Genomic DNA, 26072 nt, shown 5'->3' with positions numbered 1-26072 from the left:
CAATGCATCCAGGACGAGGACGCCTCCTGGTGTCACACGGTTCCCGGTGGTCTGCATGGCGCACAGACTACGCACGAACAAAAACCTCTCGTGCGGAAAATTCATCCCAAATAAGGCAACTCACTTGCTGCGAATCGGTGATGTGATGCCGGTCACAAGGACCCCTCTTGTCGCAACAGACGCGTCGCTCTATCGTCTGGATGTATCGATTCGATACATCAGCACGGCATAACCATCCGGGAAGGCAGAGGAGGCGACCGATGAGCCGACGTTCCGGCATCCTCGAGTTCGCCGTTCTCGGCCTTCTCCGTGAGGCCCCCATGCACGGGTACGAGCTGCGTAAGCGGCTCAACACCTCGCTGGGGATCTTCCGGGCCTTCAGTTACGGGACCCTCTACCCCTGCCTCAAGACGCTGGTCGCCAACGGCTGGTTGATCGAGGAGCCGGGCAGCGCGCCCGAGGACGCCCTCGCCGCCTCGCTCGCGGGGCGCCGGGCCAAGATCGTCTACAGGCTGACGGCCGAAGGCAAGGAGCACTTCGAAGAGCTCCTGTCCCACACCGGCCCCGACACCTGGGAGGACGAGCACTTCGCGGCCCGCTTCGCGTTCTTCGGCCAGACGGAGCGCGAGGTGCGGATGCGGGTGCTGGAAGGCCGGCGCAGTCGGCTGGAGGAGCGTCTGGAGAAGATGCGCGCCTCCCTCGCCCGTACACGAGAGCGCCTGGACGACTACACGCTGGAGCTTCAACGGCACGGCATGGAGTCCGTCGAGCGCGAGGTGCGCTGGCTGAACGAACTCATCGAGAGCGAGCGGGCGGGGCGGGACCAGCGACGGTCCACGGCCACCGGGGAAGCCGCTCGGCAGGACAACACATCTGGAGAGTCGGGCGGCCTGCCCCGGCACGGGGACGAAGCGTCCCCCGAGGGTGTCGCACCGCGGCGCCCCACCCCGCCGGATCCGTCCGAAGACACCACCAACTGAGACCCCGCGCCTGAGCAGGGTCTCGCACGAGAACACACAGGGAGCAGCCGGAATGGGTTCGGTTCGCGTAGCCATCGTCGGCGTGGGCAACTGCGCCGCCTCGCTGGTGCAGGGCGTCGAGTACTACAAGGACGCCGACCCGGGCAGCAAGGTGCCGGGTCTGATGCACGTCCAGTTCGGCGACTACCACGTCCGTGACGTCGAGTTCGTCGCCGCCTTCGATGTCGACGCGAAGAAGGTCGGCCTCGACCTTGCGGACGCCATCGGTGCCAGCGAGAACAACACCATCAAGATCTGCGACGTGCCGTCCACCGGCGTGACCGTCCAGCGCGGTCACACCCTCGACGGTCTCGGCAAGTACTACCGCGAGACCATCGAGGAGTCCGCCGAGGCTCCGGTCGACGTCGTCCAGGTCCTCAAGGACAAGCAGGTCGACGTTCTCGTCTGCTACCTCCCGGTGGGTTCCGAGGACGCTGCCAAGTTCTACGCCCAGTGCGCCATCGACGCCAAGGTCGCCTTCGTCAACGCCCTCCCGGTGTTCATCGCGGGCACCAAGGAGTGGGCGGACAAGTTCACCGCCGCCGGTGTGCCGATCGTCGGTGACGACATCAAGTCGCAGGTCGGCGCCACGATCACGCACCGTGTGATGGCGAAGCTCTTCGAGGACCGCGGCGTCGTCCTGGACCGCACGATGCAGCTGAACGTCGGCGGAAACATGGACTTCAAGAACATGCTCGAGCGCGAGCGGCTGGAGTCCAAGAAGATCTCCAAGACCCAGGCCGTCACCTCGCAGATCCCCGACCGGGAGCTCGGCGAGAAGAACGTCCACATCGGCCCGTCCGACTACGTCGCATGGCTGGACGACCGCAAGTGGGCCTACGTCCGCCTGGAGGGCCGCGCCTTCGGCGACGTCCCGCTGAACCTGGAGTACAAGCTCGAGGTGTGGGACTCCCCGAACTCCGCCGGCGTCATCATCGACGCGCTGCGAGCCGCGAAGATCGCCAAGGACCGCGGCATCGGCGGACCGATCCTCTCCGCGTCCTCGTACTTCATGAAGTCCCCGCCGGTCCAGTACTTCGACGACGTGGCCCGCGAGAACGTCGAGAAGTTCATCAAGGGCGAGGTCGAGCGCTAGTTCGGCACCGGACCGCGTACTCCGCAGTCCTCCCGGCCTGTCGAGAGTCCCCGTGGCATCTGCCCGGGGGCTCTCTTCGTGTGTGACGCTTGCCCACATGCCTGTCGTACGTGATCTGCGCGTACTCCTGCGCCTGACGAACTTCCGCCGTCTGCTCACCGTACGGCTGCTGTCGCAGTCGGCCGACGGTGTGTACCAGGTCGCGCTCGCCACGTACGTGGTCTTCTCGCCGGAGAAAGAGGCCTCCCCAGGAGCAATCGCCGCTGCCATGGCGGTACTGCTCCTGCCCTACTCCCTCATCGGTCCGTTCGCAGGCGTCCTCCTGGACCGATGGCCGCGCCGGCAGGTCTTCCTCCACGGGAATCTCCTGCGAGCGGTCCTCGCCTGCTCCACGGCCATGCTGATGTTCGCCCCGGTCCCGGAATGGCTCTTCTACGCCTCCGCGCTCTGCGTCACGGCAGTCAACCGCTTCGTCCTGGCGGGACTCTCCGCGGCGCTTCCGCGCGTCGTCGACGAGCAACGGCTCGTCATGGCCAACTCCCTCTCGCCGACGGCCGGCACGCTCGCAGCCACGGCCGGCGGCGGCCTCGCGTTCGCCGTACGCATCGCCGGCTCCGACTCGGACGTGGTCGTCGTACTCCTCGGTGCGACGCTCTATCTCTGCGCGGCTCTCGCTTCCCTTCGCATGGGTCGCGAACTCCTCGGTCCCGAACCTGATTTGCTGCAGCCACGGCTCAGCGCAGCCCTGGCTTCGACGGTCCGCGGCCTCGCCAGCGGACTACGCCATCTGGCCGAACGGCGCACCGCCGCCCGCGCCCTTGCCGCCATGACCATGCTGCGCTTCTGCTACGGCGCACTGACCGTGATGGTCCTCATGCTCTGCAGGTACACCTGGTCCTCGACGGAGTCGCAGGGTCTGAAGCTCCTCGGCCTGGCCGTGGCACTCTCCGGCGCCGGATTCTTCGCCGCAGCCGTCATCACTCCCTGGGGGGTCGACCGACTCGGCCACTACGGATGGATCGCGACCCTCGCAGGCGCGGCCGCCGTTCTGGAACCGGCCCTGGGACTGACTTTCGCTCCCGCGCCGATCCTCATCGCCGCGTTCGCCCTGGGACTGGTCACCCAAGGCTCCAAGATCACAACGGACACGGTCGTGCAGACCTCCGTCGACGATGAGTACCGAGGCCGGGTCTTCTCCCTCTACGACATGCTCTTCAACGTCGCCTTCGTCGGCGCAGCCGGAGTGACGGCACTGATGCTGCCTCCGGACGGGCGATCCGTCCCGCTGGTCGCCCTGCTCGCCGCGCTCTACGGTCTGAGTGCCGCGACACTTCTGCGCTGGCGCCGAACCGGAGCGCACCCGTGAAACCCGTGAAGGTCAATGAGCGATGTTTCACGTGAAACATCGCTCATTGCCCCTCGGCGCGAGGGCATGTTTCACGTGAAACATGCCCTCGCTCGCGGTCACCTTTGAGTCGCCCACCACTCCTTGAGCGCCGCCACCGCGTCGTCGTAAACCATCGGTCCGTTCTCGAGCCGCAGCTCGAGCAGGAACGCGTAGGCCTTCCCGATGACAGGTCCAGGGCCAACCCCCAGGATCTCCATGATCTGGTTGCCGTCCAGGTCCGGACGGATCGCGTCCAGCTCCTCCTGCTCCTGGAGCTGGGCGATGCGCTCCTCCAGTCCGTCGTAGGTGCGCGAAAGGGCGCTCGCCTTCCTCTTGTTGCGCGTGGTGCAGTCGGAGCGAGTCAGCTTGTGCAGGCGCTCGAGCTGCGGCCCTGCGTCGCGCACATAACGCCGCACGGCCGAGTCGGTCCACTCGCCGGTGCCGTACCCGTGGAAGCGCAGATGCAGCTCCACAAGGCGAGCGATGTCCTTGACCATGTCGTTGGAGTACTTCAGCGCCGTGAGGCGCTTCTTCGTCATCTTGGCACCCACCACCTCGTGGTGGTGGAAGGAGACTCGCCCGTCCGGCTCGAAACGCCGGGTCCTCGGCTTGCCGATGTCGTGGAGGAGAGCGGCGAGACGCAGGACGAGGTCCGGCCCCTCCTCCTCCAGGTCGATGGCCTGCTCCAGCACGATCAGTGAGTGCTCGTACACGTCCTTGTGCCGGTGGTGCTCGTCACTCTCCAGCCGCAGCGCCGGCAGTTCCGGCATGAAACGTTCGGCGAGCCCCGTGTCCACGAGCAGCGCGAGGCCCTTGCGGGGGTTCGGAGCGAGGATCAGCTTGTTGAACTCATCGCGGACCCGCTCGGCCGAGACGATGTCGATACGGTCTGACATCTCGCGCATCGCGGCGATGACCTCAGGCGCGACCTCGAAGTCGAGCTGGGCGGCGAAACGTGCCGCACGCAGCATGCGCAGCGGATCGTCGGAGAAGGAGTCCTCCGGGGTCCCCGGTGTACGCAGCACCTGCGAGGCGAGGTCCTGCAACCCTCCGTGAGGGTCGATGAACTCCTTCTCCGGAAGAGCGACGGCCATGGCGTTCACGGTGAAGTCGCGACGGACCAGGTCTTCCTCGATGGAGTCGCCGTAGGAGACCTCCGGTTTCCGTGAGGTCCGGTCGTAAGCCTCGGAGCGGTAGGTCGTGATCTCGATCTGAAAGCGCTGAACGCCGTCACCGACGTGGCCGTCCTTCTGGCAGCCGACCGTGCCGAAGGCGATGCCCACTTCCCACACGGAGTCCGCCCAGGGACGGACGATCTTCAGAACATCCTCGGGAAGGGCATCGGTGGTGAAGTCGAGATCATTGCCGAGCCGGCCGAGCAAAGCGTCCCGTACGGAGCCACCGACCAGCGCCAGACGGAATCCGGCATCCTGGAATCGACGGGCGAGATCATCGGCGACCGGGGACACGCGCAGCAGCTCGCTCACGGCGCGGCGCTGCACCTGGCTCAGTTCGGTGAGGTTGTCTTCGTTGGCGTTCGGCACAACAGAAAAGGGTACGTGCACCTACGGCCCCGCGGCCTCCCTGTTTCCCGCCCGCCCGCACCGCCCTTCCGATCATGTGGAGCAGTCCCGAGCACTTCGCCGCAGCGCACCTCGTTACCATGCGGGGACGCACCTAGCGACACCCACCAACGGCAAGAGACGACGAGGGACGGACGAGCGCGTGGCCGAGGCGGCAGAATTCCAGGGGATGGCTCCCTCTCCTGCCCGCCGGTGGCTGCGGCGCGCAGCCGCCCTCCTCGCGGGGACTCCGTTGCTCGCCGGACTGCTGTACCTGCCGGCGGCACCGGCCACGCACGCCGCGAGCAGGGCGAGCGACGCCGACACCGTCGATGTCGCGCTGAACAGCCTCTCTCCCAGCGCCCCTGTGAAAGACGACACGCTCACCATCTCGGGCACCGTCACCAACAAGGGCAAGAAGACCATCACCGACGCAGAGGTCGACCTGCGCGTCGGACCTCGCCTGTCGGGCCGTCCTGACATCGACGAGGTCTCGAAGGCCACCGGCTACACCCCGGGGGCCGACGCCAAAGCACTCGGCGGTCCGTACAGCGTCAAGATCGACCGGCTCGCCACCGGGATCAGCGAGGACTTCACGCTCACCGTCCCGGTCAGCAAGCTGAAGCTGGACGAGGCTGGGGTCTACCAGCTGGGTGTGTCGCTCTCCGGGCAGGCCGCCGGCGACTCCTACGACCAGGTGCTCGGTATCGAGCGCACCTTCCTCCCCTGGCAGCCGGAGTCCGTGGGCAAGAGGACCCAGCTCACCTTCCTCTGGCCCTTGATCTCCACCACCCACCTGTCGGCGGAGACCGGATCGGACGAACAGCAGACCCCGGTCTTCGAGAACGACGCGCTCGCCGCCGAACTCGCACCCGGGGGTCGGCTGGATCAGCTCGTCTCGCTCGGAAGTCAGCTCCCCATCACCTGGGTCATCGATCCGGATCTGCTCGCCACGGTCGATGCGATGACCAGGAACTACGAGGTCAGGACGGAGACGGGGGACACCGTGCCGGGCCGGAACCAGGCCGTGGCCAAGCAGTGGCTGAGCTCCCTGGAGAAGGTGGTCCAGGACCGGCAGGTCGTCGCGCTTCCGTTCGCTGACCCCGACCTGGCGTCCCTCGCACACCGCGGCAAGGACGTCTCCGGTTCGCTCAGCCATCTGCAGCCGGCGACGGCGGTGGCGGAGACGACGGTGGAGACCGTCCTCCACGTGAAGCCGTCGACGGACTTCGCCTGGCCTGTGGAAGGCGCCGTCGATCCGTCGATCGTCGACGTCGCCACCTCTGCGGGCGCCCACAACATCATCGCCCGCAGCGACAGCCTCAAGGAGACCGGACCGGTCTCGTACACGCCTTCCGCCGCACGCCCCATCGGCGGTGGCACGACGGCCGTGGTCGCGGACGCACGGCTCTCCAAGGCCTTCTACGGGGACCTGAGCAAGGCCGGTACCTCCACTCTCGCGGTCCAGCAGTTCCTGGCCCAGTCACTGGCTCTCACGCGGCAGGCACCGGACGCCCAGCGCAGCATCGTGGTCGCTCCTCAGCGGATGCCGACGGCAAGCCAGGCACAGACGATGGCCAAGGCGCTGCAGGGACTGGCCGGCCAGCGCTGGACCCAACCGCTGGATCTGATCGGGGCCGCCGAGGCCAAGCCCGACCCCGACGCCACGACCCGGGTGCCGGCCGCATCCCAGTACCCGAAGAAGCTCAGGGCCCGCGAGCTGCCCGTCCAGACCTTCCAGGACATCAAGAGCACGCAGGAGACACTGGACAACTTCAAGGTCATCCTCACGTCCCCGGACCGGGTCGTGACCCCGTTCGGCAACGCGATCAACCGCGAGATGTCCACGTCCTGGCGCGGTAAGGCTGGTGTGGCTGCCCAGTACCGCAACGGAGTGCAGAGCTACCTGGAGGACCTCACCACCGAGGTGCGGCTGATCCAGAAGTCGGCTCTGACCCTGTCGGGCCGCAGCGCCACGATTCCCGTGACGGTGCAGAACAAGCTGGTCCAGGGGGTCGACAATCTCGTCCTCCGGCTGAAGTCCTCGAACCCGACCCGGCTCAAGCTCGACGACGGCAGTGTGGTCGCCGAACAGCCCATCAAGATCAACGGCGGGCACAGCCAGTCGGTGAAGTTCACGGCGGCCGCCAACGCCAACGGTCCGGTCCAGGTCACGGCCCAGCTGTACACCGAGGACGGCAAGCTGTACGGCGGACCGATGACCTTCACGGTCAAGGCTTCCGAGATCACTCCGACCGTGATGCTTGTCATTGCCGGCGGTGTGCTCCTGCTCGTCCTCGCAGGCGTCAGGATGTACACCCAGCGCAAGCGGGCAGCGGCCCGGGAAGCTGCCACCACAGGCGAAGCGGCTGATGAGGCCCACTACAGCGCGGTGCCCGTCACTCCGGCGCAGCCGAGTGACCCGACACCGGACACCGGACCGGAAAACGCCGACCCGTCGGGTGCGGGTGAGAAGGTGGACCGTTGAGCGATGTCGTGGCCAGCGGGCCGGACGATGAGGTGGGGTAACCATGAACGCGCCGTACGACGGTGACCGCGGGCAGGGCGCGGACGGCACCGCGCCCTCCTCGGGCGCTCCGTACCCCTCGCACGGCCCTCAGCAGGCGGAGCAGCCATCGACGGCCCAGGTGCCGCCGCAGGCCGGCGAGGCGCCCGACGACCCGTACATCCAGGACGCGTACGACCACGATCCGTACCGGTCCCGTGATCTCTCAGCCCAGGATCCCGTGTCGGAGGCGCTCTACGACCGTGCCGCGCACCCCCCACCACCGCCGGGCAGCGTTCAGCAGTCTCAGCCGCTGTACCAGCAACCTCCGGCTCAGCAGCACGCTCCCGACCCCCGGATCTGGGCCCAGACCCCGCCGCCCGAGCCGGACGGCCCGTCCCGTCATCTGCCCTATGGGGACGATGCGCGGACCGTGCAGTTCACCGGTGTGGACGACCTGGTGACCAGGGCCGGCGAGGACAAGTCGGAGCCCGACGCATTCGCCCACCTCTACCGGGACCAGCAGACCACCGGGCGCACCACGGCCCCCGCCGAACCTGATCGGGATCCGGAGCCCGCCCCTGTGCCCGCCGCTCGGAAGGGGGGCGGCGGCCGGGCCTCCAGCCTGCTGAAATCCAGCGCCGTCATGGCCGCCGGAACCATGGTGTCCCGCCTCACCGGTTTCGTCCGCAGCCTGGTGATCACCGCTGCGCTCGGCGCCGCACTGCTCGGTGACTCCTACACGATCGCCCTGACCCTGCCGACGATGATCTACATCCTCACGGTGGGTGGCGGACTGAACTCGGTGTTCGTCCCGCAGCTCGTCCGGGCCATGAAGAACGACGAGGATGGCGGGGAGGCGTATGCCAACCGGCTGCTGACCCTCGTCATGGTCGCCCTCGGCGCGATCGTCCTCATCGCCGTGTTCGCGGCCCCGCTGCTGATCAAGGCCCTGTCGCCGACGATCGCCGGCAATCCCCCGGCGAACAGCGTCGCCGTCACCTTCGCCCGTTTCTGCCTGCCCACGATCTTCTTCATGGGTGTGCACGTGGTCATGGGGCAGATCCTGAATGCCCGCGGCAGGTTCGGCGCGATGATGTGGACGCCGGTCCTCAACAACATCGTCATCATCTTCACCTTCGGCCTGTTCATCTGGGTCTACGGCAGCTTCGCCGAGTCGCAGATGAGCGTCCGGACGATCCCGCCGGAAGGCGTGCGGCTGCTGGCCATCGGAACCCTGCTCGGTCTCGTCGTCCAGGCTCTCGCGATGATTCCGTACCTCAGAGAGACGGGTTTCCGTTTCCGCCCCCGCTTCGACTGGAAGGGCCAGGGCCTGGGGAAGACCGTCAGGCTCGCCAAGTGGACGGTGCTGTTCGTCCTCGCCAACCAGGCCGGCGTGCTCGTGGTCACCCAGCTCTCCACCGCCGCCGGTGCGGCGTCCGGCAAGGACGGAGCGGGATTCCTCGCCTACTCGAACGCCCAGCTGATCTGGGGCATGCCGCAGGCGATCATCACCGTGTCGGTGATGGCGGCTCTGCTCCCGAGGATCTCCCGAGCCGCACACGACGACGACCCCGGCGCGGTCCGCGACGACATCTCCCAGGGGTTGCGGAACTCGGCGGTCGCGATCGTGCCGGTCGCGTTCTCCTTCCTGGCGCTGGGCGTCCCCATGTGCACCCTGCTGTACGCGTCGGCGGGCACCGAGGCGGCCCGCTCGATGGGCTTCATCCTGATGGCGTTCGGCCTCGGTCTGATCCCCTATTCGGTCCAGTACGTGGTCCTCCGCGGCTTCTACGCCTACGAGGACACCCGCACGCCCTTCTACAACACCGTGATCGTGGCCGCGGTGAACGCAGCCGCCTCGGCTGCCTGCTACTTCCTCCTTCCGGCCCGGTGGGCCGTGGTCGGCATGGCCGGCTCCTACGGCCTCGCGTACGCGGTCGGCGTCGGGGTCGCCTGGCGGCGGCTGCGGAACAGGCTGGGCGGCGACCTCGACGGCACCCAGGTGGTGCGCACCTACGCCCGGCTGTGCCTGGCATCCGTGCCGGCGGCCGCGGCGGCTGGCGCCGTGGGCTACTTCGTGCTGAAGGCCTTCGGCGAGGGCGCGCTCGGATCGCTCGTCGCACTCGTCGCGGGTGGTGCGATCCTGCTCGGAGTCTTCTTCGTAGCGGCGAGAAGGATGAGGATCCAGGAGCTCAACACCCTGGTCGGCATGGTGCGCGGCCGACTCGGTCGGTAGGGACCGGCCGTCCCAGCACAACCATCGTCCGCCACCGTGTGTCGTGCATAGCAGCGGACTGTGGGCACAATTGGCATGGCTGTTGGATTTGGCGCAACGGATGGGGAGGCAGGGAACGACGGTGGCGGAACGTAGCACGGCTGCCGTCGACGTGGCCGACAACAGCGGTGACGACCCGCTGGCCGCCCAGGCGGACAAGGCCGCGACCGACGGGGAGGCGCACGCCGACGAAGCGGCGGAGCAGGGCGCTCAGGACACGGGCGGCGAACGGAAGACCCGGGAGCAGTCGGCCATCAGCGCTCCCGAACTGCACAGCGGCCATAAACTCGCCAGACGCTACCGGCTCGAGGAGTGCGTCACCCGTCTGGACGGATTCAGCAGTTGGCGTGCTGTCGACGAGAAACTGCGCCGCGCCGTCGGCGTGCACATTCTGCCTGCCGACCACCCCCGGGCTCGGTCCGTGCTGGCCGCGGCCCGGTCGGCGGCTCTGCTGGGCGACCCCCGTTTCGTTCAGGTGCTGGACGCCGTCGAGGAGAACGACCTCGTCTACGTCGTGCACGAGTGGCTGCCCGACGCGACCGAGCTCACCGCGCTGCTCGCCGCAGGGCCGATGGAGGCCCATGACGCCTACCAGTTGGTGAGCCAGCTCTCCCAGGCCATGGCAGCGGCCCATCGGGAGGGGCTCGCCCATCTGAGGCTCACCCCCGGCGCCGTACTCCGCAGCTCCACGGGGCAGTACAGGATCCGCGGCCTTGCCGTGAACGCTGCCCTGCGGGGCATCAGCGCCGACCGGCCGCAGCGGACGGACACCGAGGCGATCGGGGCTCTGCTGTACGCCGCGCTGACTCAGCGGTGGCCCTACGAGAGCGACGCGTACGGCCTCTCCGGGCTTCCCAAGGGCGTCGGGCTGATTGCCCCCGACCAGGTACGTGCGGGCGTCCACCGCGGACTGTCCGAGCTGGCCATGCGTGCCCTGGTCAATGACGGGGCCACCGCATCCCGCCAGGAGCCGCCCTGCACCACTCCGGACGAGCTCACCAAGGCGGTGGCGGCAATGCCCCGCATCCGCCCGCCGGAGCCGGCCTTCACCGCCCCGCCGGAATACCAGCGCACCACGTACCAACAGGGCACATACGGCCGTACGGCGGCCCACCCCGGCGGCGGTCTGACGCAGCCGGTGGTGGTCCCGCCGGCGCCCCTGGAGAGCCGCACCGGCAAGCTCCTGAAGTGGACGGTGTCAGCTCTGCTCATCGCCGCACTGGGACTGGGTAGTTGGCAGATCGCCGACAAGCTGCTGGACAACCGGAGCCCTTCGGGGGGCGACCCCAAGGGCACGACCCAGACCGCGGGCGGCGATGACAAGGACGACAAGCGGCCCACCTCTCCGGGGAAGCCGCTGAAGATCACCGGTGCGACGGAGTTCATGCCCGGCGGTACAGGGATCCAAGAGGATCAGGTACCGCTGGCAGTGGACGGCAAGACGGACACCGCGTGGATCACGCCCGAGTACCTGGGTTATCCGAACTTCGGAAACCTGCCGACGCGCAAGGACGGCAGCGGCATAGTCGTTGATCTAGGATCCGTACAAACCGTCACCGGGTTCGACATTGCCATGTCCACCAGCGGGCAGACGGTAGAGGTGCTCGCTGCCGACGAGAACGCATCGAGTCCGACATCCCTCGGCGATTTCTCACAGCGGCTCAGCCAGTCCGAGAAGGTCGGCGAGCAGATGAAGAAAACACTGGAGCGCCCGACGCGCACCCGGTACGTGCTGATCCACGTGACCGAGCTTCCCGCGGCAGGCTCATCGGACCGTTACAGGGGCGGAATCTCGGAGATCAACGTCCTGGGCTGATGCCTGCAAGGGCCAGCGCACCGTCGCCGGTCGTGTTCGCGGTGGCTGGGGAGGGAAGGCGTCGATGGAGGACCACACGCTCGGCAACGTCAGTGACCAGGACTTGCTGGCCCAGCACGTCGCCGGGGATCCGGATGCCTTCGGTGAGCTCGTACGGCGCCACCGCGATCGGCTCTGGGCGGTGGCCCTGCGCACACTGGGGGACCGGGAGGAAGCGGCGGACGCCGTACAGGACGCTTTCGTCTCCGCCTTCCGGGCCGCCCACACGTTCCGGGGACAATCCGCCGTGACGACCTGGCTGCACCGCATCACCGTCAACGCCTGTCTCGACCGGGCCCGCAAAGCGGCGTCCCGCAAGACCTCGCCGGTGGACGACACCGAGCGGCTGGAACAGCTCCTCGAGCCCCATGAGTCCGCCGAGGCGCCCGCAGAGCGCCAGGACCTCCATCGCGAGCTCCTGGCGGCGCTCGCCACGCTTCCCGTCGACCAGCGTGCCGCGCTGGTGCTGGTCGATATGCAGGGATACCCGGTTGCGGAGGCAGCCCGTGTGCTGGACGTCCCGACGGGCACCGTGAAAAGCAGATGCGCCCGCGGCCGTGCCCGCCTGGTTCCTCTACTCAGGCATCTACGCGGTGATACGAGGGATAACGGCGTCCCCGACGGGGGAAGGAACCGGACGCCTGGGACATCCGTCCCACCGGCGACCGGAGAAAGGGACGCGGGGCCGAATGGTCCTGCTGCTGTGAAGGGCGGAGGTGGACGCACGTGACCTCCACGACCGGCACGGCTCAGCACCCGGAGGTATCCGAGATCGCCGATCTCGCCGAGGGACTTCTCCCGCCGACCCGCCAAGCGGCCGTGAGGAAGCATCTCGAAGCCTGCGATCTGTGTGCCGACGTGCGCACCTCACTGGAGGAGATCCGCGGCCTGCTCGGCACCCTGCCCGGCCCGCAGCGCATGCCCGCCGATATCGCCGGCCGTATCGACGCGGCGTTGGCGGCCGAGGCTCTGCTGAATGCCACTGCCCCGGCTGATGAGCCGACCGACGTTTCACGTGAAACAGCGCCCACGGCACAGCGCCCCGAGACCTCGGCGACCGATCGCCCCGCGGGACGCGCCCGTGCGGCCACGGGACCGGGCCGCGCCCCCTCGTCCCGTCGACGGCGGCGCGTCACCGTGGTCACTGCCGCATTCAGCGCTGCCGCCGTCGGCCTGAGTGTGGTGCTGCTGCAGACTCTCGGAGGCCCGAGCAACGACACCTCCGAGAGGAAGGCGGACGCCGCCGCGAGCACCGCGTCGGGCGGTCATGACTTCACGGCGGCGACTCTGCAGACACGGGTGCACTCACTGCTGTCCTCCGAGGGGGCTCCCCAGGACTCCGGGGGATGGACGGCAACCGGGCCCCGGCTGGAGAAGGACGCCTCCGTCGACTCGGAAGCCACCCCCCTGCGCTCGCCGGACGTTCCGGTGCCTCCCTGTGTCCAGAAGGGCACGGGCCGCACCGACGCGGCGATCGCGGTCGATCAGGGTACTTTCGAGGGCACCCCGGCCTTTCTCGTGTTGCTGCCGCACGCCGAGGACGCCTCCCGCGTACAGGCATATGTAGTGGCGGCGGCGTGTGTGGAAACGGCCCCCGCAAGCAAGGGCGAGCTGTTGCTGACTCATGCCTACGCTCGCCCCTGAAACAGCCTCCGTGCCGCTCGGCCATGGCGGGAATGCATGCCCCGTAGGATCCGTTGGGTGGGGTGAGAGTCGTTGACCGGCCCCAGTAGGCAGCAGTCTGCAGAGACGAGGAAGAAACCCGTGAGCGACGTCCGTAACGTGATCATCATCGGCTCCGGGCCGGCCGGCTACACGGCCGCGCTGTACACCGCGCGTGCGTCGCTGAACCCGCTGGTGTTCGAGGGTGCCGTGACCGCCGGTGGCGCGCTGATGAACACCACCGATGTGGAGAACTTCCCCGGTTTCCGCGACGGGATCATGGGCCCGGATCTCATGGACAACATGCGGGCACAGGCTGAGCGCTTCGGCGCTGAGCTGGTTCCGGACGATGTCGTGGCCGTCGATCTGGCAGGCGAGATCAAGACCGTGACGGACACCGCCGGTACGGTGCACCGTGCCAAGGCCGTCATCGTCACCACCGGTTCACAGCACCGGAAGCTCGGCCTGCCGAACGAGGACACCCTCTCGGGACGTGGTGTCTCGTGGTGCGCCACCTGTGACGGCTTCTTCTTCAAGGACCAGGACATCGCGGTCGTCGGTGGCGGCGACACCGCGATGGAGGAAGCCACCTTCCTCTCACGCTTCGCCAAGTCCGTCACCATCGTCCACCGTCGTGACAGCCTCCGTGCCTCCAAGGCCATGCAGGAGCGGGCCTTCGCCGACCCGAAGATCAAGTTCGCCTGGGACAGCGAAGTGGCAGAGATCCACGGCGAGCAGAAGCTCACAGGCCTGACCCTGCGCAACACCAAGACCTGCGAGACGAGCGAGCTGCCGGTCACAGGACTGTTCATCGCCGTCGGCCACGACCCTCGCACCGAGCTCTTCAAGGGTCAGCTGGAGCTGGACGAGGAGGGCTATCTGCGGGTGGATGCTCCGTCGACGCGAACGAACCTCACCGGTGTCTTCGGCGCCGGCGACGTGGTCGACCACACCTACCGGCAGGCCATCACCGCTGCGGGTACCGGCTGCTCCGCCGCCCTGGATGCCGAGCGCTTCCTCGCTGCCCTCGCGGACGAGGAGAAGTCCGCGGCAGCGACCGTCTGACACCCTCTCGTTCCCACCCCACCCTGCAAGGTAAGGAGTCCACCGTGGCCCTCAAGACCGTGACCGATGCGACCTTCGAAGAGGAAGTCCTCAAGAGCGACAAGCCCGTGCTCGTCGACTTCTGGGCCGAGTGGTGCGGGCCGTGCCGCCAGATCGCTCCTTCGCTGGAGGCTATCGCTGCCGAGCACGGCGAGAAGCTCGAGGTCGTCAAGCTCAACATCGACGAGAACCCGGCCACGGCCGCCAAGTACGGCGTCATGTCCATCCCGACGCTGAACGTGTACCAGAACGGTGAGGTCGCCCAGACGATCGTCGGCGCCAAGCCTAAGGCCATGCTCGTCCGTGAGCTCGATGCCTTCATCGGCGATGAGGTCACGAAGGCCTGACACCCTTTGTTTCACGTGAAACACGAATGGGCCAACCCCAGCGGGTTGGCCCATTCGGGGTCTCTGCGTCCGTCGCTCCCCGGAACACCTACAGCGGTCGCAGAGCCGGCTCCTTCTGTACCGCGCCCAGAAGCCGGTCGAGAGCCAGCTCCACGTCCTCCTTCCAGGAGAGCGTCGTACGCAGCTCCAGCCTCAGTCGGGGATAGGTGGGATGTGGGCGGACGGTCTTGAAGCCGACCGCCAAGAGATGATCGGCCGGCAGCACACAGGCCGGCTCGGTCCAGCGAGCGTCCCCGAACGCCTCGATCGCCTTGAAGCCCCGACGAAGCAGATCCTTGGCGACTGTCTGCACCATCACTCGCCCCAGTCCCTGCCCCTGGTAGCCGGGAGTGATCCATGCGGTCATCAGCTGTACGGCATCGGAGGAGACCGGACTGGTGGGGAAGGCGGTCGAACGCGGAACGTAGGCGGGTGGGGCGTAGAGCACGAATCCGACGGGCACCTCGTCGACGTAGACGACACGGCCGCACGATCCCCACTCGAGCAGGACGGCCGAGATCCAGGCCTCCTTCTCCAGCTCGGGTCTGCCCGCCTTTACTGCTGCTTCTCCGCTGACTGGGTCAAGCTCCCAGAAGACACAGGCTCGGCAGCGCTTGGGGAGGTCTGAAAGGTTGTCCAGCGTGAGCGGGACGAGCCGACGGCCCATGAAGGCTGTTCCTCACTTCCTTGGACTGCCGCGCCAAGAGCAGCGGACAGCTCACTCCGCTCCCGGAGTAGGCTGCCGATGAATCCGCCGACCGCGCCAATGCCCAGTCCGGCTGTCAATAGGTGGCCGCGGCTCACCGATCGCATGGCTCGCCTTCCTCTGAGATGGTGCAAGGTGGATGCGTCATACCAGAACGCATCGTATCCACCCAGCGGGGACACGCCTACTGTGAGACGGCAAAGGGCGGATCGTGTCCGCTGGGAATTGGACACGACCCGCCCTGATCGGCTGAGGCGAAGTCTCAGACCTGCTCTTCCTCGGCCTCCTCGGAGAGTCCCTTCTCCATGACCCGTCCCTCACCCGGGGCGAGCGTGCCGAGGATGCGGTCGAGATCCTCTATCGAGGCGAACTCTACGACGATCTTGCCCTTCTTCTGACCGAGGTCGACCTTCACTCGGGTCTCGAAGCGGTCAGAGAGACGGGATGCGAGATCGGTGAGCGCGGGGGACAGGCGGGCGCCGGCACGAGGGCCTTTGGACTTCGGCGTGCTCTTCGGACGGGACCCCATCAGGGTCACGATCTCCTCCACGGCTCGCACCGAGAGTCCCTCGGCCACGATGCGGTGGGCCAGCTTGTCCTGCTCCTCCGAGTCCTCCACCGAGAGCAGTGCCCTGGCATGACCGGCGGACAGCACGCCGGCCGCCACCCGTCGCTGCACGGGAGGGGAGAGACGGAGCAGTCGCAGTGTGTTGGAAACCTGAGGACGCGAGCGTCCGATCCGGTCGGCCAGCTGGTCGTGGGTGCAGTTGAAGTCCTTCAACAACTGGTCATAGGCGGCCGCCTCTTCCAGCGGGTTCAGCTGGGCCCGGTGGAGATTCTCCAGGAGCGCGTCCAGAAGAAGCTTCTCGTCGTCGGTTGCCCGCACGATCGCAGGGATGCGCTCGAGGCCCGCCTCTCGGCAGGCGCGCCAGCGACGCTCTCCCATGATGAGCTCGTACCGCTCGGTTCCCAGTTGCCGTACGACGACCGGCTGAAGAAGACCCACTTCCTTGATGGAGGTCACCAACTCAGCGAGCGCGTCCTCGTCGAACACCTCGCGCGGTTGCCGAGGGTTCGGAGCGATGGCGTCCAGCGGCACCTCGGCGAAGTGCGCACCGGCCGGGCCAGGTTCGGAGAGGGCCTCCGACTCCGGCTCGGCCGCACGCTGCTCCGGCGTGAGAAGGCCGGCAGGCAGCGTGGTGACCTTGGCCGCGGCCACACCGCGGTCCGTCGTCAGAACCGGGGAGCCTGCTCCCGCATCCGAAGGACCCGGCCTCTCCTGTGGAGCTGCCGGGATCAGTGCACCGAGCCCACGCCCCAGACCTCTACGTCGCTCGCTCACTGGATCCCCTCCGACAAACTCTGCTGACTGTTCTGGCTGAGCACATGGGCGGGATGGGCTTCATAGTGGATCCCCACACCGCGCAGTGCGATCTCACGGGCAGCCTCAAGATACGACAGCGAGCCACTGGAGCCCGGATCGTAGGTGAGAACGGTCTGCCCATAGCTGGGCGCCTCGGAGATGCGGACAGATCGCGGAATGCTCGTTCGCAGCACCTCATCGCCGAAGTGGCTGCGTACCTCCTCCGCGACCTGGGAGGCGAGCCTGGTGCGACCGTCATACATGGTGAGCAGAATCGTGGAGACATGGAGCGCGGGGTTGAGGTGTCCACGCACCAGGTCAACGTTCCTCAGGAGCTGCCCCAGCCCCTCCAGCGCGTAGTACTCGCACTGGATCGGGATCAGCACCTCGGCACCCGCCACGAGCGCATTGACGGTCAGCAGGCCGAGCGACGGCGGACAGTCGATCAGGATGTAGTCCAGCGGCTGTTCATACGCCTGGATCGCGCGCTGCAGCCTACTCTCCCGTGCCACCAGGGACACCAGCTCGATCTCCGCACCGGCGAGATCGATGGTGGCCGGGGCACAGAAGAGTCCCTCGACGTCCGGGACCGGCTGGACCACGTCGGAGAGCGGCTTGCTCTCGACAAGGACGTCATAGATCGAGGGTACTTCCGCATGGTGGTCGATACCCAGGGCCGTGGATGCGTTGCCCTGCGGGTCGAGGTCGATCACAAGGACACGCGCACCGTGCAGCGCGAGCGAGGCGGCAAGATTGACCGTCGTCGTCGTCTTGCCCACCCCACCCTTCTGGTTGGCGACGACCATGACGCGCGTCTGCTCAGGTCGGGGAAGACCCTCACCGGCACGGCCCAGAGCCTCCACCGCCAGTTGGGCAGCACGACCAATGGGGGTGTCGTCCATCGGCGGCGGTGTTTCACGTGAAACATCCTCCCCCGCCGATTCGGTACGGGGACCAGGGACCGGATCGGTCATCGGTCCCGCGATGTTGGCGTCGGACCGCAAGGATTCACTCTCCTCGACTTCAGGCTCGCGATGAACAGAGCCTGCCATGGTTTCGGGGTCCCGAACCAGCGAGGCCGGTGGTTCTGTGGAGAATTCCACCTCTGTGGACAAGTCAGTAACCCTCGCGAGCGGCTTGCGGTCACGTGGCGCGGCGGCCGCACGGCCACGGCTGATGATTCCCTGCAGCAGTGAGCGACGTTTCACGTGAAACACGATGCACACACCGCAGGGTCACATCGTTACGACACTCCGAAATGCGTACGTACCGGGGATGCAACGCCGCAATCGGACAGCAGTGACGGAACAGCTCAGCGGCGACGACGGACACGGCCGGCGCGGGCAGCCTTTGCCCTCTTGGCAGCGAACCGCACCCCGCCCGGACTCTCCCCGACCTCGACACGGACCACCGTGGACAAGGGATCGACGATTCCCTGTCCCACCTGAACCACGGAGGTCTCCACCACGCCGAGCTTACTCAGCGCCGCCCGTGCCCCGTCGAGCTCTTCCTGGGCGGTGTCGCCCTTGAGAGCGAGCATCTCCCCATAGGGCCGCAGCAGCGGTACGCCCCAACCTGCCAACCGGTCCAGGGGTGCCACAGCACGCGCGGTGACCACATGCACGGGGGGTAGCTTGCCGAGCATTTCCTCGGCTCGGCCACGCACCACCGTGACATGGTCCAGGCCCAGCAGCTCCACGACTTCCTGCAGGAAGTTCGTACGACGCAGCAGCGGCTCCAGAAGGGTGATCTTGAGATCGGGCCGGACCAGGGCCAGCGGAATGCCCGGCAGTCCCGCACCGGAACCCACGTCGCACACCGTCACCCCCTCCGGCACGACCTCGGACAGCACCGCGCAGTTCAGCAGGTGCCGCTCCCACAGTCGCGGCACCTCACGGGGGCCGATCAGGCCGCGCTTGACTCCCGCATCCGCGAGCAGCTCCGCGTACCTGACGGCCTCAGGGAAGAACTCACCGAATACCGTCCGCGCCTCTTCTGGCGCCTGGGGAAGCTCTGCTGCCTCCGTCACCGGAACCGTCCTTCCGTACCGCACCGCGCTGTAATGGCTGAATTATCAGGCTGACAAAGTTCGGCCCCGCCTGCGAACAGACGGGGCCGACAGAACGCTGCAGGTCAGGCGGGGAGGACGACGACGAAGCGCTGCGGCTCCTCGCCCTCGGACTCGCTGCGCAGACCGGCGGCCGCGACCGCGTCGTGAACGACCTTCCGCTCGAACGGGGTCATCGGCTTCATCTTCACGGGCTCACCCGTGTTCTTGACCTCAGCCGCGGCCTTGGCGCCGAGATCCGCGAGTTCGGCACGCTTCTTTGCGCGGAAACCCGAGATGTCCAGCATCAGGCGGCTGCGGTCACCGGTCTCCCGGTGCACGGCGAGCCGGGTCAGCTCCTGGAGTGCCTCAAGCACCTCACCATCGCGGCCCACGAGCTTCTGCAGGTCACGGCTGCCCGAATCGCTGATGATCGATACCGAGGCCCGATCCGCCTCGACGTCCATGTCGATGTCGCCGTCGAGATCGGCGATGTCGAGCAGGCCCTCGAGGTAGTCAGCGGCGATCTCCCCCTCCTGCTCCAGGCGGGACAGGGTGTCGCCACCCTCAGCGGCGGCGGAGGTGGTGCCTTCCGTCACGGATGGACTCCTTCTTACTTCTTGGACGACGGGTGCTTGGGCCGCTGCGAGCCCTTGCGCTGTCCGGACTTGGCTTGGCGAGGGGTACCGGGAGAGCTCTTGCCCGCCGGCTTCGGCGGTGTGTCCTGCTGCTTCTCAAGCGAAGGCTTGGCCTCGCCCGTCTGAGGGGTACCGCCCGACTGGCGCTGGGCCTTGCTCTGACGCTTGGGCTGCTGACGCCGGGCGGCGGAACCACCTTCGGCATCCGCCGTGACCGTGTCGCTCTTGAGCACGGTGCCGTCCGCCTGAGCCGCGAAACCCGCCTTCGCCAGGCCGGCGATGAACTTGCGCTCGTTGTCGTTGCGGTCCGCACCCTTGGCCACGATGGCCTGGACGACCGAACGCCTGCGACGACCACGAACCTCGCCATGAGAGCTGACGCTCTTCAGCAGACGCTGCAGGTAGTTGTCCTGCGCCTTGGAACCGGGCGTCGGGTTCTGGTTGATCACGTACATCTGCTGGCCCATGGTCCACACGTTGGTGGTCAGCCAGTAGACGAGGACACCGACCGGGAAGTTGATACCCGTGACGGCGAAGATCAACGGGAAGATGTACATCAGCATCTTCTGCTGCTGCATGTACGGCGTCTTGACCGTGAGGTCCACGTTCTTCTGCATCAGCTGGCGCTGTGTGTAGAACTGGGACGCGGACATCAGGACGATCATGATCGCGGTGACGATGCGGACGTCGGTCAATGAGGCGCTGAGCGCCGCGACCTTCTCCTCGGAGTCCATGAACTTCGCGGCGATCGGGGCACCGAAGATGTGGGCCTCGCGCGCGCTGTTCACCAGTTCCTGGTTGAGGACGCCGATGGTGTCACCCGAGGCGATCTTGCTCAGCACGTGGTACAGCGCGAAGAAGAACGGCGACTGCGCGAGGATGGGCAGGCACGAGGACAGCGGGTTGGTACCCGTGTCCTTGTACAGCTTCATCATCTCTTCGGACTGACGCTGTCGGTCGTTCTTGTAGCGCTCCTGGATCGCCTTCATCTTGGGCTGGAGCGCCTGCATGTTCCGCATCGACTTAATCTGCTTCACGAAGAGCGGGATCAGGCAGATACGGATGACCACCACCAGGGACACGATGGACAGTCCCCATGCCCAGCCCGTGTCCGGGCCGAAGATCGCCCCGTACAACTTGTGGAACTGGACGATGATCCAGGAGACGGGTGTGGTGATAAAGCTGAAGAGACTGGCAATCGTGTCCACTAATCAGGCTCCTTGAGCATTGGGCGAGGTCTCTGCGGCCGGGCTGGTCTCAGGGGGTTGCCCGCCCTTGCCGCCGCGCAGGTGGTCGCGCAGCAGCTCGTGCCAACGAGGTCGTTTACGGGGAGGGACATGGTCCACACCGCCGGGCGACCACGGGTTGCACCGCAGGATGCGCCAGGCAGTCAGTGCCGTGCCTTTCACCGCGCCATGCCGGTCAATGGCGGTGTACCCGTAGTGGGAGCACGACGGGTAGTACCGGCAGACGGGGCCCAGCAGCGGGCTGATCGTCCACTGGTACAGCTTGATCAGAGCCAGCAGCGGGTACTTCATCGCGCGCCCCCTCCCTGCAGCCGCTGGAGAGCGGCGTCCAGGTCTCGGGCCAGCTGTGCATGCTCGGCGTCGCCCGCTCCGGGCAGCGCCCGTACGACCACCAGGCTACCGGGGGGCAGCTCGGACAGTCGTTCGCGCATTAGGTGGCGAAGCCGACGCTTCACCCGGTTCCGCACCACCGCACCACCTACCGCCTTGCTCACGACGAAACCCGCACGCGTCGGGGAAGCGCTCTCCCCAGGCGCGTGCGGGTCCGTTGAACCGCTGCGAAGATGGACGACGAGAAGCGGGCGTCCGGCCCGGCGTCCCCGGCGTACCGCGGTCGCGAAATCCTCGCGCCGCCTCAGCCGATTTTCGGTAGGCAGCACGTCATGACCTGTGCTGCAGATCAGGCGGACAGGCGGGCGCGACCCTTGCTACGGCGGGACGCGAGAATCGCGCGGCCGGCACGGGTGCGCATCCGCAGCCGGAAGCCGTGGGTCTTCGCGCGACGACGGTTGTTCGGCTGGAAGGTGCGCTTGCTCACTCGGGGGCTCCAGTAATGATTCGTGTGGTGGCGGGGCATCGCCTGGCTGTCACCGTGCGCCCACGAGTAGCTCGCAATACGCCCGAGTGCACCGCTTCACAATCACCGATCGTGATCTACTGATCGTGATCTTTGCCCATCGGAGGCAGGCGGCAGCAGCCATCGACAACTCGACCTGGTTACGGTACGCGCGGCTACGCCATCCGGTCAAACCAGGGTCACAGCGGCACCGACTGTACACAGGCTGTGGACAACAACTTGAACCGTACGGGTCGCCCTGACTACCGTGACTGGACTCGAATTCCTTTCCCACCCGCCTGCCGGGCCTGACCGACCCGTCCCGAGAACCACATATTCGTGGGACCTGTGAGAGAGCGTGCCTTGTGGCTGACGTACCTGCCGATCTTGCCGCAGTGTGGCCACGCGTGCTGGAACAGCTTCTCGGAGAAGGCCAGCAGGGCATCGAGCCCAAGGACAAGCAGTGGATCGAACGCTGCCAGCCGCTGGCGCTGGTGGCCGACACCGCTCTCCTCGCCGTCCCCAACGAATGGGGCAAGCGCGTACTCGAAGGTCGGCTGGCGCCGCTGATCAGCGACACCCTCAGCCGCGAGTGCGGACGCCCGATCCGGATCGCGATCACCGTCGACGACTCCGTGGCCGAGCCCGTCGCCGCGCCGGCACCGCCCGTGCAGCAGCCTTCCCGCTACCAGGGCCCGCAGCACGACGAGCCGCGCCACGCTGACGCCTACGACAGCTACGGCCACCGGTCCGGGGACGGCGACGGCCTGCCTGGCGCCCGCCCCGCCTATCCCGAGTACCAGCAGCGCCCGGAGCCCGGTGCCTGGCCGCGCACCCAGGAGGACCTGTCCTGGCAGCAGCCCCGGCTCGGCGGCTTCCAGGAGCGCGACCCCTACGCCACGGCCCGCCCCTCGCAGCGGCAGCACGACTACCGCTCGCCCATGCCCGACCGCGGGCAGTACGACCACCAGCGCCACGACCGGCACGAGCTCCCGGATCCCGGGGCCCCTCGGCACGGCGGTCCAGGGGGCGGAGCGCCGGTTCCGGGCGCGCCCGGTCCCCTCGGCGCGCAGCCCGCGCCGGCCCCGGGCCCTGGTGAGCCGCACGCCCGGCTCAACCCCAAGTACCTCTTCGACACCTTCGTCATCGGCGCGTCCAACCGGTTCGCCCACGCGGCCGCCGTCGCGGTGGCCGAGGCACCGGCGAAGGCGTACAACCCCCTCTTCATCTACGGGGAGTCGGGGCTCGGCAAGACCCATCTCCTGCACGCCATCGGGCACTACGCGCGCAGCCTCTATCCCGGCACCCGGGTGCGGTACGTGAGCTCGGAGGAGTTCACCAACGAGTTCATCAACTCGATCCGCGACGGCAAGGGCGACACCTTCCGCAAGCGCTACCGCGATGTGGACATCCTGTTGGTCGACGACATCCAGTTCCTCGCGAGCAAGGAGTCGACGCAGGAGGAGTTCTTCCACACCTTCAACACGCTCCACAACGCCAACAAGCAGATCGTGCTGTCCTCCGACCGGCCGCCCAAGCAGCTGATGACCCTGGAGGACCGGCTGCGGAACCGCTTCGAGTGGGGTCTCACCACCGACGTCCAGCCGCCGGAGCTGGAGACCCGCATCGCGATCCTGCGCAAGAAGGCGGTACAGGAACAGCTCAACGCGCCGCCGGAGGTGCTGGAGTTCATCGCCTCCCGGATCTCGCGGAACATCCGCGAGCTGGAGGGCGCGCTGATCCGGGTCACGGCGTTCGCGAGCCTGAACCGGCAGCCGGTGGACCTCGGCCTCACCGAGATCGTCCTGAAGGACCTCATCCCGGGCGGGGAGGACACCGCTCCGGAGATCACCGCGGGCGCGATCATGGCGGCGACCGCCGACTACTTCGGGCTGACGGTGGAGGACCTCTGTGGTTCCTCACGCAGCCGGGTCCTCGTGACCGCGCGTCAGATCGCCATGTACCTGTGCCGGGAGCTCACGGATCTGTCGCTGCCGAAGATCGGTGCACAGTTCGGCGGGCGGGACCACACGACGGTGATGCACGCCGACCGGAAGATCCGTGCGCTGATGGCCGAGCGACGCTCCATCTACAACCAGGTCACCGAGCTCACCAACCGCATCAAGAACGGCTGAAGAGACCGGGCGCGGCCGCGGACGCCCGGGACACCCCGCCGGCCGGAAGCCGCGACCCCGAACGGGCGTCCGCGGGCTGCCGCAGCACCCGAGGATCCGATCGGCATGGACGCGGCTTCCTTCCGCACCCGCCCCCGTACTGCGGCGGACGGGCGGCATGCACGGCCGCCGCCGGGGCCCGTGTGGCTCCGATCCCCGCACGGACGCCGAGGCGCCGGGCTGCGGGCAGTCCGCCCGGCGCCTCGGCGTCCGCTCCCGGCGTGCCCCGCCGCATCCGGCCCGCTCCCGCCCCGTCCTCCTCCTCCTGACTCCTCCTGGCCGCCGACACCCTGACGCCCTCACGCTGTTCGAATAGATGGCGCGGCGGGGCCGTTCTCCACAGAAGTGGGAAGAATCTTCCGTCCACAGCCTGGGGACCTGTGAGTTGTCCAGATTGCGTCCACAGGAGCGGTGGGACTGGACTTGATCATGGCAGGTCAGCAGGGTGTGGATTTGTGTCCAACCGTGCTCCACAGGCTGTGGACGCACAGACCGTCCACAGGGTGGGATCCGCGTTGTCCCCACCCGGCCCACAGGTACGGCGGCGTTGCCCACAGCTTCTCCACACGCCTGTCCACTGTTCGGCAACGAAACGCCCGAGCTCACCGGAGCGAGTGAAAGGCGTCACACCAAGACGCTGGGTTGGGCTGTGGGGAACGTGGGTAAAGCTGGGGACGGTGCTGGGGAGAAGTCCCTGTGACCTGTGCATCGGGTGTGCAGAACTTTCCGGTGTCCACAGCGCGCCCCGGTTGTCCACTGCTCCCGCCCACAGGGCCCGTGGACAAAAATCAGGGTCTGACCTGCGTGGATGGCGTTATCCACGGTTTCCACAGCCCCTACTACTACTCCCACTCAGAGATACCGGGGAATTCGCTTCGAAGAGGGGCCTGTGCACAACTCGCTGCCGGAGCTCCGGCAGCCTCTCGTCCCGACTTGACCCCGAGCCGCACCGAGTGTCGGTGCAGTGCGTCAGACTGTTCTCCGGCATCGGCCCCCACCACCGGTCGGGGTGCCGTGTGCCGAAGAAGGCCGGCAGGGCGAGCGAGCAACAGCAGGAGGCGGTTCCGGTGAAGATCCGGGTGGAGCGCGATGTACTCGCGGAGGCGGTGGCGTGGGTGGCCCGGAGCCTCCCGGCACGTCCGCCGGCGCCCGTTCTCGCGGGCCTTCTTCTGAAGGCGGAGGACGGCGCCCTCAGCTTCTCCAGCTTCGACTACGAGGTCTCCGCCAGGGTCTCGGTCGAGGCCGAGGTCGAGGAGGACGGGACGGTCCTCGTCTCCGGCCGCCTTCTCGCCGACATCTGCCGCGCCCTCCCGAACCGCCCGGTGGAGATTTCCACAGACGGTGTACGGGCGACCGTGGTCTGCGGCTCCTCCCGCTTCACGCTCCACACCCTTCCCGTGGAGGAGTACCCGGCGCTGCCCCAGATGCCCACCGCGACCGGCACCGTCCCCGGCGAGGTCTTCGCCTCGGCCGCCGCCCAGGTCGCCATCGCCGCCGGTCGCGACGACACGCTGCCCGTGCTCACCGGCGTGCGGATCGAGATCGAAGGGGACACCGTCACCCTGGCCTCCACCGACCGCTACCGCTTTGCGGTCCGCGAGTTCCTGTGGAAGCCGGAGTCCCCGGACGCCTCCGCGGTCGCCCTGGTGCCCGCCAAGACCCTGCTCGACACCGCAAAGGCCCTGACCAGCGGCGACACCGTCACGCTGGCGCTGTCCGGCTCGGGTGCCGGGGAGGGCCTGATCGGTTTCGAGGGCGCCGGCCGGCGTACGACCACGCGTCTGCTCGAAGGCGACCTGCCGAAGTACCGGACGCTCTTCCCCACCGAGTTCAACTCGGTCGCCGTGATCGAGACCGCCCCGTTCGTCGAGGCCGTCAAGCGCGTCGCCCTCGTCGCCGAGCGGAACACCCCGGTGCGGCTCAGCTTCGAGCAGGGCGTGCTGATCCTGGAAGCGGGTTCCAGCGACGACGCACAGGCTGTGGAGCGGGTGGACGCCCAGTTGGAGGGCGACGACATCTCGATCGCCTTCAACCCCACGTTCCTGCTGGACGGGCTCAGCGCCATCGACGCTCCGGTCGCACAGCTCTCCTTCACCACCTCCACCAAGCCGGCGCTGCTCAGCGGCAAGCCCGCCGCGGACGCGGAGGCGGACGAGGCGTACAAGTACCTGATCATGCCGGTGCGCCTCAGCGGCTGAGCCCCGGTC

22 protein-coding genes are annotated in these 26072 nt (G+C 67.6%); 12 read left to right on the top strand and 10 right to left on the bottom strand.

Translation table 11 applies throughout. From position 1 onward, the window contains the following. Window positions 1-260: 260 nt before the first annotated feature. The 3 genes from QMZ92_RS10515 (at window position 261) to QMZ92_RS10505 (ending at window position 3481) form a co-directional block, all read left to right on the top strand. On the top strand, window positions 261-980 hold the full coding sequence (locus QMZ92_RS10515) for a PadR family transcriptional regulator (RefSeq protein ID WP_138054213.1): 720 nt from the start codon (window positions 261-263) through the stop codon (window positions 978-980). 52 nt (window positions 981-1032) lie between these two features. After that, complete coding sequence (locus tag QMZ92_RS10510; protein WP_269729470.1) at window positions 1033-2115, top strand: inositol-3-phosphate synthase; 1083 nt, start codon at window positions 1033-1035, stop codon at window positions 2113-2115. A 97-nt stretch (window positions 2116-2212) separates the two neighbouring features. Next, window positions 2213-3481, top strand: a complete 1269-nt coding sequence (locus QMZ92_RS10505; RefSeq protein WP_283296977.1) for an MFS transporter — start codon at window positions 2213-2215, stop codon at window positions 3479-3481. Window positions 3482-3579: 98 nt separating this feature from the next. Here QMZ92_RS10505 and QMZ92_RS10500 read toward each other — a convergent pair whose 3' ends face one another. Next, the gene (locus QMZ92_RS10500; RefSeq protein ID WP_283296976.1) at window positions 3580-5046 is read right to left on the bottom strand and encodes a CCA tRNA nucleotidyltransferase; all 1467 of its coding nucleotides are present in this window, start codon (window positions 5044-5046) and stop codon (window positions 3580-3582) included. Between the two features lie 181 nt (window positions 5047-5227). Between QMZ92_RS10500 and QMZ92_RS10495 the strand changes: the two genes are divergently transcribed. The 7 genes from QMZ92_RS10495 to trxA all read left to right on the top strand — a co-directional run bounded on the left by QMZ92_RS10495 (window position 5228) and on the right by trxA (window position 14816). Beyond that, window positions 5228-7552 (top strand): DUF6049 family protein, encoded by a 2325-nt coding sequence (locus tag QMZ92_RS10495; RefSeq protein WP_283296975.1) that lies wholly within the window; start codon window positions 5228-5230, stop codon window positions 7550-7552. Window positions 7553-7595: 43 nt separating this feature from the next. Then, entirely contained in the window at window positions 7596-9809 is a 2214-nt protein-coding gene (gene murJ, locus QMZ92_RS10490; RefSeq protein WP_283296974.1) for a murein biosynthesis integral membrane protein MurJ, read from the top strand. A gap of 121 nt (window positions 9810-9930) precedes the next feature. Continuing rightward, window positions 9931-11664, top strand: a complete 1734-nt coding sequence (locus QMZ92_RS10485) for a protein kinase family protein (protein ID WP_283296973.1) — start codon at window positions 9931-9933, stop codon at window positions 11662-11664. Between the two features lie 64 nt (window positions 11665-11728). Next, the gene (gene sigM / locus QMZ92_RS10480) at window positions 11729-12433 is read left to right on the top strand and encodes an RNA polymerase sigma factor SigM (protein ID WP_283296972.1); all 705 of its coding nucleotides are present in this window, start codon (window positions 11729-11731) and stop codon (window positions 12431-12433) included. After that, complete coding sequence (locus tag QMZ92_RS10475; protein WP_283296971.1) at window positions 12430-13347, top strand: RsmA family anti-sigma factor; 918 nt, start codon at window positions 12430-12432, stop codon at window positions 13345-13347. The genes sigM and QMZ92_RS10475 overlap by 4 nt, the downstream gene beginning before the upstream one ends. Window positions 13348-13467: 120 nt before the next feature. Then, window positions 13468-14430, top strand: coding sequence for a thioredoxin-disulfide reductase (gene trxB / locus QMZ92_RS10470; protein WP_283296970.1), 963 nt, complete (start codon window positions 13468-13470; stop codon window positions 14428-14430). A 44-nt stretch (window positions 14431-14474) separates the two neighbouring features. Beyond that, window positions 14475-14816 carry a thioredoxin gene (gene trxA / locus QMZ92_RS10465; protein ID WP_093655607.1) on the top strand — a complete coding sequence of 114 codons (342 nt, stop codon included), beginning with the start codon at window positions 14475-14477 and terminating at the stop codon, window positions 14814-14816. Window positions 14817-14904: 88 nt separating this feature from the next. Here the strand turns inward: trxA and QMZ92_RS10460 are convergent, their stop codons facing one another. From QMZ92_RS10460 to rpmH, 9 genes are all read right to left on the bottom strand, one after another. Further along, complete coding sequence (locus QMZ92_RS10460) at window positions 14905-15522, bottom strand: GNAT family N-acetyltransferase (RefSeq protein ID WP_283296969.1); 618 nt, start codon at window positions 15520-15522, stop codon at window positions 14905-14907. A 301-nt stretch (window positions 15523-15823) separates the two neighbouring features. Further along, window positions 15824-16903, bottom strand: coding sequence for a ParB/RepB/Spo0J family partition protein (locus QMZ92_RS10455; RefSeq protein ID WP_283296968.1), 1080 nt, complete (start codon window positions 16901-16903; stop codon window positions 15824-15826). Continuing rightward, on the bottom strand, window positions 16900-17976 hold the full coding sequence (locus tag QMZ92_RS10450; protein WP_138057579.1) for a ParA family protein: 1077 nt from the start codon (window positions 17974-17976) through the stop codon (window positions 16900-16902). Before QMZ92_RS10450 ends, QMZ92_RS10455 begins: the two co-directional genes overlap by 4 nt. A gap of 260 nt (window positions 17977-18236) precedes the next feature. After that, on the bottom strand, window positions 18237-18953 hold the full coding sequence (gene rsmG / locus QMZ92_RS10445; protein ID WP_138054203.1) for a 16S rRNA (guanine(527)-N(7))-methyltransferase RsmG: 717 nt from the start codon (window positions 18951-18953) through the stop codon (window positions 18237-18239). Between the two features lie 104 nt (window positions 18954-19057). Beyond that, on the bottom strand, window positions 19058-19570 hold the full coding sequence (locus QMZ92_RS10440; RefSeq protein WP_283296967.1) for a Jag family protein: 513 nt from the start codon (window positions 19568-19570) through the stop codon (window positions 19058-19060). A 14-nt stretch (window positions 19571-19584) separates the two neighbouring features. Beyond that, the gene (yidC, locus tag QMZ92_RS10435; protein WP_283296966.1) at window positions 19585-20817 is read right to left on the bottom strand and encodes a membrane protein insertase YidC; all 1233 of its coding nucleotides are present in this window, start codon (window positions 20815-20817) and stop codon (window positions 19585-19587) included. A 3-nt stretch (window positions 20818-20820) separates the two neighbouring features. Then, complete coding sequence (yidD, locus tag QMZ92_RS10430; protein ID WP_109295069.1) at window positions 20821-21147, bottom strand: membrane protein insertion efficiency factor YidD; 327 nt, start codon at window positions 21145-21147, stop codon at window positions 20821-20823. Beyond that, window positions 21144-21515, bottom strand: a complete 372-nt coding sequence (rnpA, locus tag QMZ92_RS10425) for a ribonuclease P protein component (protein ID WP_138054200.1) — start codon at window positions 21513-21515, stop codon at window positions 21144-21146. Before rnpA ends, yidD begins: the two co-directional genes overlap by 4 nt. A gap of 20 nt (window positions 21516-21535) precedes the next feature. After that, window positions 21536-21673, bottom strand: a complete 138-nt coding sequence (gene rpmH / locus QMZ92_RS10420) for a 50S ribosomal protein L34 (protein ID WP_003956500.1) — start codon at window positions 21671-21673, stop codon at window positions 21536-21538. A gap of 383 nt (window positions 21674-22056) precedes the next feature. Between rpmH and dnaA the strand changes: the two genes are divergently transcribed. Together dnaA and dnaN are read left to right on the top strand one after the other, a co-directional pair. Continuing rightward, on the top strand, window positions 22057-23826 hold the full coding sequence (gene dnaA, locus QMZ92_RS10415) for a chromosomal replication initiator protein DnaA (protein WP_283296965.1): 1770 nt from the start codon (window positions 22057-22059) through the stop codon (window positions 23824-23826). A 1106-nt stretch (window positions 23827-24932) separates the two neighbouring features. After that, window positions 24933-26063 (top strand): DNA polymerase III subunit beta, encoded by a 1131-nt coding sequence (dnaN, locus tag QMZ92_RS10410; protein WP_283297035.1) that lies wholly within the window; start codon window positions 24933-24935, stop codon window positions 26061-26063. Window positions 26064-26072: the final 9 nt, after the last annotated feature.

The organism is Streptomyces sp. HNM0645 (assembly GCF_030056615.1).
Lineage (GTDB): Bacteria > Actinomycetota > Actinomycetes > Streptomycetales > Streptomycetaceae > Streptomyces > Streptomyces marianii.
Note: the sequence above shows the minus strand (reverse complement) of the source record. Positions and strands in the feature narration are given on the sequence as shown.

Excerpts from the sequence above, each read along its gene's own strand:
- QMZ92_RS10510 (WP_269729470.1), top strand. The coding sequence starts at position 1,033 with ATGGGTTCGGTTCGCGTAGCCATCGTCGGCGTGGGCAACTGCGCCGCC.
- QMZ92_RS10515 (WP_138054213.1), top strand. The coding sequence starts at position 261 with ATGAGCCGACGTTCCGGCATCCTCGAGTTCGCCGTTCTCGGCCTTCTC.
- QMZ92_RS10505 (WP_283296977.1), top strand. The coding sequence starts at position 2,213 with ATGCCTGTCGTACGTGATCTGCGCGTACTCCTGCGCCTGACGAACTTC.
- QMZ92_RS10460 (WP_283296969.1), bottom strand. The coding sequence starts at position 15,522 with ATGGGCCGTCGGCTCGTCCCGCTCACGCTGGACAACCTTTCAGACCTC.
- murJ (WP_283296974.1), top strand. The coding sequence starts at position 7,596 with ATGAACGCGCCGTACGACGGTGACCGCGGGCAGGGCGCGGACGGCACC.
- yidD (WP_109295069.1), bottom strand. The coding sequence starts at position 21,147 with ATGAAGTACCCGCTGCTGGCTCTGATCAAGCTGTACCAGTGGACGATC.
- sigM (WP_283296972.1), top strand. The coding sequence starts at position 11,729 with ATGGAGGACCACACGCTCGGCAACGTCAGTGACCAGGACTTGCTGGCC.
- QMZ92_RS10450 (WP_138057579.1), bottom strand. The coding sequence starts at position 17,976 with ATGGCAGGCTCTGTTCATCGCGAGCCTGAAGTCGAGGAGAGTGAATCC.